Here is a 12023-nt window from a genome sequence, read left to right as displayed (position 1 = left end):
GCTCCGTCGAACGCTTCAGAAGCGCACGCTCATTCCGCCCCCGCCACCGCCACCGCGACGACCACCTCCTCCACCAGCACCGGGAGGTCCGCCGCGCCCCGTGGGTGCTGGCGCGCCGCGGAACTCACCCAGCCCCGCATTCTCATCGGGCTTGACGAGATCACCCGCCTTGAGCTTCTCCAGAGTCCTGAACGGCCCAGTGATGATCTGTTCTCCGGGCTCGAGACCGGCCACGATCAGCGTCTCTGTCAGGTTCGACGGCCCCACGCGAACCGCGGCTGCAACCGCGCGACCATCGACAAGCTTGAAGACGATCGGCGTGGTTCGGCGCCCCGATCGGTCAATCAGGTCGCTCGATCGCAGCTCGGCGGGCAACTCGCTCGGTCGCCGCTCGACGACGGCCTGGCTGGGAACGATCACACCCTCGTGCGTTCCCACCACGATGTCCACATTCCCGCCCAGCCCGGAGAAGATGACCTCGCCGTTGAGTTCGAGAGCCACCTTGACTGGGAAGAAGCCCGAGTTGTCGCGCTCCGTCTGACGCTGGAGAGGGACCTCGGAGACGCGTCCCTTGAAGACGCGATCCTTGTAGGCGTTGATGAAGATCTCGGCATCCTGATCCCGGGCGATGCGCGCGATGTCGGACTCGCTGACGCGCGAGAGAAGTCTCATCTGGCTCAGGTCGGCGATCGTCATGATCCGCGTGCCGGGGTTGTTCATGGTGCCCACGACGACCAGTTCCCCGACTTCGGCGTTGAGCAGGGTGACCACTCCGTCGATGTTGCTGATGATGGTGGTCCGCCGAACCGCCTCGCGCGCCTGCTCGATCTGCGCCTCGGCGGTCGCGAGTCCCTTCTCGAGCTGGTTGATGGTGCTCTCCGCCGCCTGCACCTGGGCTTCGAGTTCACTCACTCGGAGCATCGCATCATCGAGCGCCTGTCGGCTGACATCGCCAGTCGCATAGAGCTGCTCCTGGCGATGCTGGGTCTGCTTCGCGTTCAGCAGGTTCTGCCGCGCACCGACGATCCTCGCTCGTTCAGCCTCGAGGCGGTAGCGCTCACCATCACGACGAGCCTCGGCCGCCTGAAGCGCCGCCCGAAGATCACGATCATCGAGCCGAATGACGACCTCGCCCTTCTCGACTCGCTCACCCTCGCGACGGCGGATCTCGACGATTCGGGCGGAGACCTCGGCGGAGATGTCGACCTTGGTCACGGGCTCCACGGTCCCTGGAGCCGAGATCGTCTCGGTGAGCGTCCCCAGCCGGGATGAGTCGGTTCTGACTGCGGTCGGCTCCTCCGCTCGCATGTTCCGGAAGGTCGGAGCCGCGAAGACGGCGCCGACACCGATCAGGACGGCGAGGACGATGAGAATGATGATCAATCGTCGCATGGGCGGCGTCGCGGTGGAGCCAAGGCAAGCTTCGGGTCAGTTCGCGAGGTCCAGCACGAACGGCTGCGACCTCCCGCGCCCGCCTCCAACCCGGATTCAGAGAACCCGTCTCGATCGGAGGGCAGAGTCTACTTGTTCGCCGAAGTCTCCCCGTGGTTGCGAATTCAGAGGTTCGGAGCGGCCCCGTGGCAAGAAAGAGGCCCCCCGGCCGAAGCCGGGGGGCCATCACCTTGCATGGGGTCGTGATGCTGGGCCGAACTTACGGGCAGTTCGGACCAGTCAGCCAGGCACCAAGGATCACCGCGATGTCAGCACCGCTGACAAAGCCATCGCAGTTGACATCGCCGGGAGCGCCGGGAACGCCGGGGGTCGTCGGACTCCAGTTGCCGAGAACGATGGCGATATCCGCACCGTCGACGCAGCCGTTGCCGCTCTGGTCAGGGGTCTCCACACACGCCGCCTCAACGGGCTGGCCAATGATTCGGAACGCGTTGTTGTAGAGCCAGTTCGGGTCGTCGCCGACCTGCACTGCCCATACCGCGGGCAGCAGGAAGAACTGGAACCCACCAGCCGCGGTGGCGCTACGCCAGCCGTGGAGACCACCTTCGAGCAGCGGGACACCGTCTGGCCCGAGGAGGAACCACGCCCACTGGGAGAGCTCATTCGGTCCACCGTTGTCGCCGTAGAGAGTCAGGTAGTAGTCGCCGGGCGGCAGGACCGGACGCTCTGACTCAGGAATCACGATCGGCCACGCGGCGTTCGCTGCGTCATCATCAGCCTCGTCGTAGTTGACCGGGAGTGGCACGAGGCCTGCCGCAACCTGATCCGCGGCGGTCGGAGCCGGGTTGCCCGGCAGGCGATTCCAGATCACCCAGCCGAGATTCGAGACGGTCCAGCCGGCGGGGATGAATCCCTTGCCGATGATCTTTGTGACCACATAGTCCGAGTCGCTCTGCGGCACAGTGAACGCCACCGCCGACCAGCGTCGGGTATTCGCTCCACCGAGGTTGCCCGAGGAGAGACCGAGGTTGGTCAGCGCGCCGGTGTCCTGGTTGCGGATGGCCCGCTGCGAACCGGTGTTGAAGATCACGCCGTCGAAGTCGAAGGCCACATTGCCTGAACCGGACTCCGGCGGGAACTGCGCGTTGAACCAGCTTCCAATCCGAACCAGGTAGTAGTGGTTCGCATTGGCATTGACGATGGTGATGCGTGATGGTCCAGCCACCTGACCGCAGGTGTCATCGGCGCAGGCGCTCGGGTAAGTTCCCAGGAGCGACGGATCAAACGCGCCGAGGTCGGTGCCGATGTCGTAGACGGCGATCACCGAGTCGAAGTCGAGGTTGCAGCCGTCAACCGAGAGCTCGCCGTTGGACGGGGCCTTGATGACATACCAGATGTCCAGACCGATATCGACCGCGCAGAGGCTGCTCGGGCCGTTCGGGCCGTCGGTGGTGGCACCCGTGGTGTCAGCAAAGACCACATCACCTGGCTGCACCAGGATCGGCGAGAACGCGCAGTCATTCGCCGGTCCGGGATTGTCGCAGCTATAGATGAAGTAGCCGCACTCCGACACCGCCAGATCGACGCAGTTCTGATCCCACGAAACGAAGCAGCAGTTGGAGTCGAAGCCGCAGACGGCCTCGCAGCAGGTGAAGTCATCGCAGCCCACACCCGCGTGAACTTCGGCGCAACCCGCGGTCGCCGCAGCGCAGATTGGACCGAAGGGCGTCGGCTGAGCGTCGATCCACACCTGGTACTCGGCCGGGCAGTTGTAGAACGGGACGGCAGAGTCAACCTCGAACGGAGTGGTGATGACGAAGGTGTAGGTTCCAGCCGGCAGGATGAACTGCGGCATGATGTGATTGCAGGAAGACCCCGCTGCGCCGTACAGAACGGTCCCCGCCGGGCACGATCCGCCCTGGATCAGGAAGAGCACCGAGCTGACGAATCCGGGCGCGCCGCCCTCGCCGTCCGCATTGTTCATGCGAGCATTGATGCTGACCGTCGCGCCCTGATTGAGCGTGAAGGTGTACCAGTCAAGGTCGCGGCTGGTGTGTGCGGTTCCGCCGAACGGCACGAAGGTTCCGACCGTTCCCGTGAGTTCGAGCAGTCCGGGCACCGAGAGCACCCCGACATCCTGAAGTTGAGCTGGCGTGAAGTTGCAGCCGCCGTTGGGGTCCACATAATTGGCCACCGCACCAGCCTGCAAACAGTCATCGTTGTTCAGAATCGGGCTCGATTGCACCGCCAGGCAACTGCTGCCTGCATTCGCAGCACCTGCCGCGAAGAGTGCGAGGGCGCCGACACCGGCGCCGAGAATCAATCTCTTGTCCATGAACGCATGTCCTCCTTGAATCTCAGCCCCAACCGCCCCTCCCGAGCCATGGCACCACGACCATGGAACGCCGGGCCAACGCGGTCGGCCTGACGAGATCGCCTCTAATGTAACCCGATCATCACACGAATCCAATGGACGGGCAGGGCCATTGCGAGTTTCCAGAGAGATTCGCGCCGGTCTCGCCCGGGGTCCACGCCCTCGTCCCGAAGGACCGAAATCAGGTTATTGCCAGACGATCACGACTTTCCCGAACTGAGCACCCGACTCGAGCCGTCGGAATGCTTCCTGCCCATGCTCAGCGTGGTGAATGGAATCGACCACCGGCCTGACCAGGCCGGCACGGAAGAGCGCCAGCACTTGGGCGAACTCCTCCATGGTTCCCATCGTCGACCCGACCACGGAGAGCTGATTCCAGAAGACGCGGGTGAGATCGCAAGTCGCATCGCCGCCCGTGGTCGTTCCGCATGTTACGAGCGTTCCCCCGCGGGCCAGGCTCTTGAGGCACGCGCCGAAGACTGCCTTTCCGACTGACTCGATGCAGAGATCGACGCCCCGGCGGCCGGTCGCAGCGCGGACCTCTCGGGACCAATCGGCGCCCGAGTCGAGAATGGCATGATCCGCCCCGAGCGCCTTCGCCCTCTCGAGCTTCTCTGCGCTCCGGCTCGTGACGATCGTGATGCACCCGAGGTGCCTGGCCAGACCGAGCGCCGCGAGTGCAACTCCGCCGCCGATACCAGGGATGAGCACACTCTGACCAGGGCGGACTCGGCCGCGCGAGATCAGCATCCTCCATGCAGTCAGGTGCGTCAGCCCGAAGGCCGCAGCCTCGACTGGATCACTGTCGCCGACTTCGATCAGATTCGCCGCGGGCGCCACGAAGAACTCTGCGTGCGTTCCGGGGCGGTGCTCACCGATCATCTCGATGTCTTCGCCAGCCGGTCGCTCGCCCGGCTTCGGCTTCGGTGAATGCATGATCGCGGCGTTCAGAATCACACGCTTGCCGATCCATGCTTCATCGACCCCGGGCCCAACGCGATCGACAACTCCGACGCCATCGGAGCCACTGGTAAAGGGCCATTCGACCTCGACTCCCGGAAGGCCGCGCCCACCCCAGAGGTCGAGGTGATTCATTGCGGACGCTTCGGTCCGAACACGAACTTCACCGGGACCGGGCACTGGTTCAGGACGATCGGTCGTGAATCGTATGTTCGGCGCAACAGGGTCTCCCAGGCGCGTGATTTCAATGGCTCGCATGGGCCGCGAGTGTAGGATCACGACTCGATGAAGACGATCGAAGTGCTGCTCGCCCTGGCATTGACAGGCAACCTGCTCGCCTGCGCCGATGCCTCCGAGTCATCGCAGGACACCGCGGCTTCCGCCGTCGCGCCACTTGACTCCTCGCAGTCAGACGCCCTCGCTCAAGTACCCGGAGCACGACCCGGCCAGGGAGCCACGACTCCGCCCGCTCGCCGCCCCGCTGCACCAGCAGCGCCAGTTCGGGTCGAGCCCGCCCTCGTCAACTTCGGATTCGTCGCCCCTCACACCGACCTCTCCGCCGAGGCGAAGATCGTCAACGACACGGATCGTCCGGTCCGCGTTCTCCGGGCTGTTCCATCCTGTCAGTGCACCACCGTTGATCTCGACGGAAAGGTCATTCCCGCCCGCGATTCATTGACTTTCCCGCTCGCGATGAAGGTCAGTTCGACCGGCGTCAAGATGGCCGATGTCCGCCTGATCGTGGAAGGCCTCGACACGCCGCTTCGCGTCGAGCTCCGCGCCGAGGTGGTGTATTCGGTCCGCGCCGTCGCTCAGAACAAGCCGGGCGGTTCGTGGGACCCCTTCATCGATGCCGACACTGATCCATCGCGCGTGCGCGGCGAGGTGACCGTGGGCACACTCGACGGCAAGCCTTTCCGGGTCCTCAGCGTCGGTGCCAAGCCGCCGCAGTTCCTCGATTGGGATCCGTCGCAGCCTCCAAAGGCCTCCTATCGCGTGCGCTACGATGTCTCGGCGCGGGACTGCGACTCGATGCCGCGCTACCTGATCATCGAGACCGACCGTGAGGATGCGCCGCTCATCGACATGCGGGTGCGCCACAAGTGCACCCACATCCGTCCGAGGATCCAGTTCGCCGAGTTCAGGGCGAACGCGGGGGTGATTTCGCCGGGCAAGCCAGGAACCTTCGAGATCGAGATCAAGAAGGCCGTCATGCCCCGGGGCAATCTGACGGTGCAGCGCGTCACCAGCACACGCAGTGACATCGTCGCGGAGCTCCTGGAGCAGAAGTTCGACGGAGAGAATTCCGTGGTCACCGTGCGCCTCACTCCGAAGGCGGGCGCCAGCGGAGTGCTTCTCTTCCCCGTGCGCTTCGACCTGACTTCACCTGAGGAAGCGCGCCCCTTCGCCGAAGATCTGCTCGTCTACTGCAAGGCCGTGCCGGACGACGCATGACCTGACGCCGGTGGCGAGGATCCGGGGATCTCGACGCGCTCACGCTTCCAAGCGCGGCGCGTGACGGCCTGCGCACCCCGCTCCGCTCGAACTCGCTCATGAATCGAGCGGCTTCCGCGCGAAGCCTCGGCTGATGCACACAGACCCTGCCCCCGACACAGCGCAAGAACAAGGGAATTGGCCCGGCGGCCCCCCGAAGGGCGGCTGTTCACTGCCCCCGACCGAGCGAGAGCGGGGGCGCAAGCGGGGCGCAGACAAGGCGCAAGAGAAAGGGCCCCCCGGCCGAAGCCGAGGGGCCCATGATTCCACAGGAGTGGACCGGATTGGAGATCCGGATTACGGGCAGTTCGGACCCGTGAGCCACGCGCCGAGGATCACCGCGATGTCAGCACCGCTGACGAGACCATCGCAGTTCACATCGCCGGGGCTGCCCGGGGTGCCGGGGGTGGTGGGGTTCCAGTTGCCGAGCACGATGGCGATGTCCGCACCACTCACGCAGCCGTCGCCGCTCTGGTCGGGGTTCTCCGTGCAGACGGGCCCGCTTGCACAGCTCACGGTCAACGCGTAGTCGTTGTTGCCGCTGCCGCAGGGGAAGCCGTTGAAGACCGCGGGAGCCGCGAAGACCCAGTGCGTACCGGCCGGCAGCGTGACCGTGAAGGTCGCCGTGCCGCAGAAATCACCGGCCGCGAACGGATTGAGCTCGGTGGCCGTCGCACAATCCGTGGTGTTCACGATGCCGATGACCATCGGGAGCTGCGAGGTGATGGTCACGGTGATCTCAGTCTCATCGGCAAGGTCGAGGACATACCAATCGGTGTCACGCGTGCCGCCAGAGGCCCACGCCGTACCACAGATCGTCTCGTTGCAGTTCACCACGCCGAAGACAGGGAAGACCGAGTTGCAGCCGCCGTTGGTGTCCTCGCCGCACGGCTCGCCCTCGGCGGTACCGGTGCAGGTGAAGGGGCACTCAGGCGGAGTGCAGGTCTCGCAGAACTCGAGAGCCTGATCGGCGCAGAGCTGATCCCACGCGGTGTCGCAGCAGAAGGGATCGAGCAGACAGATGAACTCGCAGCAGGTTGGATCGCTGCAGCCGGGGGTGGTCGCCGCGGCGCAGCAGTCATTGCCGCTGAGCTCGCAGATACCGGGGCACGGCAGGCCGCAGAAGTCGGCGGCCAACTGCGTGCAGAGGAAGTCCCAGGCGATCAGGCAGCAGAACGAATCGACCGAGCAGACGAGGTCGCAGCAGATCTCATCGGAGCAGCCCGGGGTCTCGGAGACCTCGCAGCAATCCTGGCCAGCGCCACAGATCGGATCACACTCGGCCGGTTCATTGCTGACGACGAGCGTGTACTCGTTCACATCACCGGATCCGCAGGGGAAACCGTTGAACACGGTCATCAGCGCCACGATCCGATAGGTGCCAGCCGGCAGGCAGTCGAAGGTCAGAACTCCGGGGCAGCCAAAGCCGGTCACCGCAATGACCGTCGGCGGGCAGATCGCATCGACCAGGATCGCCGCGCCTGGTCCGTCGGAGTAGATCTCCACGGTCAGGTTCGTCGGCTCGGTGGTGGTGAACTCATACCAGTCGGTGTCGCGCGTGTCAGCGTCGGCCCAGAAGGTGCCGGCGATGATCTGGTTCGGACTGATGATGTCGACCGGGGTGAAGGGCGGCGAGTTGCAGCCGCCGTTGAAGTCGTCGCCGCAGGGCTCCGGCTCGAAGTAGTTCGGAGTCGGGCCGACACACGAACTTCCGCCGACCACCGAACCGAAGACATCAACCATGAAGCGCGCGGGCACGCCGGCGCCGAATCCAAAGAACGCCTCGAAGATGCCCGAGCCATTGAAGTTGAACATGCCGAAGCCGTTGATGCTGGCACCGATGGCCGGAGCACCCGCGGTTCGTGCGCCCTGCTGGTTGGTGCCGACGGCGCCGCTCACTTCGTTCCAAGCGATCCAGAAGCCGCCCAAGCCAGGGTTCGACACGGTCTCAAGCGTCAGTGTCACCGGCGAAGCGGGGATGGCATTGATCGTGAAGTTGCCTGCCGCGCCCTGCTCAGGCAGGGACACCACACCAAGGCTCGTCTGGGTACCAATGTTGAACGCGGTGCCATCGAAGGTCATTTCGACCGCGAAGAGCTCGATGTTCACCGCCGGTGCATTGGCAAGGCGGAAGAGCGTGAGACGCGCCTCGGTGATCTCCGCCTGTGTGGCGCTGGGCGGAAGCTCGACGAAGCAGTTGTTGTAGACGCGGACACCAGCGTTGGCGCCCTGTGGGTTGAAGAAGTTCGGCCCGGCAGCGCCGGATCCGAAGATCTGAGTTTGTGCTCCGGCAGTCGACGCGGCAACGATCGTCGCGACGCCCAGAGCGGCGAGGGTGGTACAGAACCTCATCTTCCTTGGACTCCTCTGAAAAAGGGGATAAAACGGTCTCGAGGCCATTCGCGTTGAGCCTCGAGGAACTGACCGAGAATACGCACGGATGACAAGGGAGGACGCACCTAGGTCGCCCATTGCTGGCCGTCCGGATCCACGGACGCGGGAAGTCTGTCGCCGGCCATCGTGGAGTCCAGCACGAACACCAGGCCACGCCGCGAATTCAACGGAACTGCCTTCCCTTCAGGCGTTATGTTGACCCAAGGAGTAGTTCTTCTCGGAATCTTGTCCCCCCATCCCCAAATGCCCATGCCGCTCCTTCTCTCTGCCCCCCTCTCGATGGCCCTTCTTTCCGCTGGCTGGGTCCAGTCCACCTCCCCGGAACAGCCTGGGGCAATCCCGGACAGGTTCGTCCAGCAAAGCGTGCCGCTTCCCCCCGAGGTCCGCCGAGAGGTCACCGCCCCCACCGGGGGCGAACCCGGCACCCTCGTCGACCCGGCTCGGATCACCCGCCTTGCCGTGCCTGAACCGCCGGGGCGGGTGGCGCTCCTGCCCCCCGTGGTCCACCGGGTCGCCGGAAGCGCGGAGCAGGTGCCCATCGACCGAGAGCGCTTCGAGCGAACAACGGCGGCGATCGATCGGGGTCTCACTTGGCTGCGAAGCGTGCAGGGGCCAAACGGCGGGTGGATGGAGGGAACGGCGGGCGCTGGCACCGATCAGGTCAGACCTTCGTTCGCTGCGTCGCTTGCGATCACGGGTCTGGTCATCAAGGCCTTCGCCCAGAACGGCATCGATGTCGAGAGTGATCCGGCGCTCGCTCGCGCGATCGAGTACCTCCGTCGCCGCGCGTGGCCCGACGGGACATTCGACCCCGACTCATCTGGGGCGCTGGGCAACTATGCCGCGTCGGCGATGACGATGGGTCTCGCCTCGGTGGGCAGTGCTCGAACCCGGGAGTGGGTCGTCGAGATGGTCACCTGGCTCAAGTCGAAGCAGTGGGACCAGGCGCAGGGGATCGGGCCCGATCGCGATTGGTTCGGCGGCGCCGGCTATGGCAACAGCCGTCGCCCCGACTTGAGCAACACCCAGTTCTTCCTTGATGCACTGCGCGACGCCGGTGTTGACGCGACCGACCCGTCGGTGCAGAAGGCGCTCATCTTCGTGACGCGCTGCCAGAATCTGCCTGAATTCAACTCGGCAGCGTGGGCCGAAGATGGCTCGCGCGATGGTGGCATGGTCTACACGCCGGCCAACGGCGGCGAGAGCATGGCGAGCGGCGCTGCCGGTGAAGGGCGGGCCGGCGAGAAACTCCCGCCGGGACAGCCCCGCTCACTGCGAAGCTATGGAAGCATGACCTACGCAGGCTTCAAGAGCCTGCTGCACGCGGGATTGACCGAGGATGACCCGAGAGTCCGCTCTGCGCTCGAGTGGATCTCGCGCCACTGGACCTTCAAGGAGAACCCCGGCATGGGACTCGAGGGTCACTACTACTACCTCCATGCAATGGCGCGCGCCTTGCGAGCCTCGGGGCAGCGCATGATCACCGACTCAAGCGGCACCGAACACGACTGGCGAGACGAACTCATCGACACGATCGTCGGCATGCAATCCGCCGACGGCAGCTTCCGCAACAGCGCCGAACGCTGGATGGAGGCGAACCCCGAACTCGCGACGGCCTATCTGCTTCTGGCGCTTCAGGAAGCGATCAAGCCGACGCTGGTGATGGAGCCCTGACCGCGGGGAGCGTTGCACTTGAGCCGCGCACGAGGCGCCAGCTCCATGCCGCGAGAAGCGCTGCCACCGCGAGGAGAACCGCGCCCGTCGCCTGGTGTGCCGTGGTCACAATCACTTCCCAAGAAGGAATCGCTGGCCCGCGTCGCGTCAGGACTACAACGAGCGCGCCGATTCCAAGCAGGATCTGCACGCCCACCACCGCGTGCAGCACGCGGCCTAGGCCCGGGAGAATCGGCACTCGTCCGTCGCGACCGAAGGCCTTCGCGCGGAAGCCAGTCATGAGCACGAGGATGAGAATGACCGCCGCCATCGTGATGTGCCCATGCAGCGCCCAGAGCGGGCCCGAGCCCGGCGCGTCCTCGGTCGGCCGCACCGAGAGGTGTCGATAGCAGGCGCCGAGAATGAGCTGCATGATGAGCAGCGCAATGAGCACGATGCTGAAGCCGCGCATGGTTCCGCCTCCCGGGATCGCCTGCGCCGCTGGCAAGCGCCTCCAGCCCGAGGAGAGCATGGCGGCCAGCACGACGGTTCCCGCGAGAATCCCCTGCCCCATCACGCCATGCACGATCCCGAGCACCAGGCTCGGCTCATGATCGGCGCGATGCTCGCTCATCGAGAAGCCACCCGTCACGCGCAGCGCTCCAAGCAGCCCCTGAACCACCACGGCGAGAAGCAGGGCGATCGCCAGCACGCGAACTGAAACTCGGGACTCGCTCCTGAAGACGACGCCCACCAGAACGAGCGTGGTGACACCAACCAGCATACCGAAGAGACGATGCGCATGCTCGTAGTACACACCGCCCGTCATCGCGCTGAGCGGATAGAGCAGCATGTTGTGGCCGAAGCTGCTGGGCCAGTCTGGCACGGCGAGACCCGCCTTCATGCCGGTGACCAATCCACCGGTGATGAGCAGCAGGAGGATGGCTGACGCGGCGACGCATGCAAAGAGCATGGCGGGGTTCGAGAGTGGCGTGCCGCTGCGTCGCCGACCGATGCGATCACCCACCCATCCGAGCACGCCGGACACAAGGAAGAGCCCGATGATCCACGGCCCTCCCTGCGTTCGAGTTGTTGCACCGCGCTCGAGAGCGGCGTGCGCCGCCTCGGCCAGTTGCTCGCGCGACTGAGCCTCATGCCCATCGATTCTCAGGATGAGATCGCCCGCCTGGAGGTGCGAATTCTCGGCGCTCGATCGTGGTGCGACGGCCATCACCCGCAGGCCCGAGATCTGGCCCGATGGCGCCGCCTCCAACAGGAGACCGAGCTCGATCGCCTGACCCGCCTCGGGTTCAATGACGAAGAGCGGGATCTCCTCGCGCTGACCATGGCGCTCGACGAGGAGCGAGATTGAGGGCTTGCCGCCCAGGAGACCACCCACGACCAGCAGATTGACGGCGGCGCAGACAAGTCCGACGACCATGCCGGAGGCGAGCGGCCCGCCGTGACGGGCGGCGATGAATCCCGCGGCGACGATCACGAGAAGACTCAGGATGAAGATGATCTCGCCCGCGATGAAGCCTGGAGCCGTCATGGCGGCGTAGCCACAGGCCCACATGCCGACGGCACTTCCAAAGCCCAGCGCGAGATTGATCACGCGCACCCTCGAGGCGAGGGCAAGGACGGCCAGCGCCGCAAACAGAGCCACAAGCACCAGGATGGTCGGATTGGAGAGCATGGATTCCTATACTAAGCATCCTCCGCGACCGCTGACGGCCTCGCCAACTCCCCTGCGCCG

The 12023-nt window shown here is 65.3% G+C and carries 7 protein-coding genes; 2 read left to right on the top strand and 5 right to left on the bottom strand.

The window, feature by feature from the left end:
* Nucleotides 1-15: 15 nt before the first annotated feature.
* The 3 genes from KF724_03145 to KF724_03135 form a co-directional block, all read right to left on the bottom strand.
* Nucleotides 16-1392 carry an efflux RND transporter periplasmic adaptor subunit gene (locus tag KF724_03145; GenBank protein MBX3354677.1) on the bottom strand — a complete coding sequence of 459 codons (1377 nt, stop codon included), beginning with the start codon at nt 1390-1392 and terminating at the stop codon, nt 16-18.
* A gap of 259 nt (nt 1393-1651) precedes the next feature.
* Nucleotides 1652-3727, bottom strand: a complete 2076-nt coding sequence (locus KF724_03140) for a hypothetical protein (GenBank protein ID MBX3354676.1) — start codon at nt 3725-3727, stop codon at nt 1652-1654.
* 225 nt (nt 3728-3952) lie between these two features.
* Complete coding sequence (locus KF724_03135) at nt 3953-4861, bottom strand: zinc-binding dehydrogenase (protein MBX3354675.1); 909 nt, start codon at nt 4859-4861, stop codon at nt 3953-3955.
* Between the two features lie 150 nt (nt 4862-5011).
* Between KF724_03135 and KF724_03130 the strand changes: the two genes are divergently transcribed.
* Nucleotides 5012-6181 carry a DUF1573 domain-containing protein gene (locus tag KF724_03130; protein MBX3354674.1) on the top strand — a complete coding sequence of 390 codons (1170 nt, stop codon included), beginning with the start codon at nt 5012-5014 and terminating at the stop codon, nt 6179-6181.
* A 336-nt stretch (nt 6182-6517) separates the two neighbouring features.
* Here the strand turns inward: KF724_03130 and KF724_03125 are convergent, their stop codons facing one another.
* Nucleotides 6518-8572 carry a hypothetical protein gene (locus tag KF724_03125; protein MBX3354673.1) on the bottom strand — a complete coding sequence of 685 codons (2055 nt, stop codon included), beginning with the start codon at nt 8570-8572 and terminating at the stop codon, nt 6518-6520.
* A gap of 405 nt (nt 8573-8977) precedes the next feature.
* Here KF724_03125 and KF724_03120 point away from each other — a divergent pair, with 405 nt between their 5' ends.
* Nucleotides 8978-10288 (top strand): hypothetical protein, encoded by a 1311-nt coding sequence (locus KF724_03120; GenBank protein ID MBX3354672.1) that lies wholly within the window; start codon nt 8978-8980, stop codon nt 10286-10288.
* Here KF724_03120 and KF724_03115 read toward each other — a convergent pair.
* Complete coding sequence (locus KF724_03115) at nt 10260-11963, bottom strand: COX15/CtaA family protein (GenBank protein ID MBX3354671.1); 1704 nt, start codon at nt 11961-11963, stop codon at nt 10260-10262. The genes KF724_03120 and KF724_03115 overlap by 29 nt on opposite strands.
* Nucleotides 11964-12023 lie beyond the last annotated feature (60 nt).

The organism is Phycisphaeraceae bacterium (genome assembly GCA_019636735.1).
Lineage (GTDB): Bacteria > Planctomycetota > Phycisphaerae > Phycisphaerales > SM1A02 > VGXK01.
This window is presented reverse-complemented; position numbering and strand designations above follow the sequence as displayed.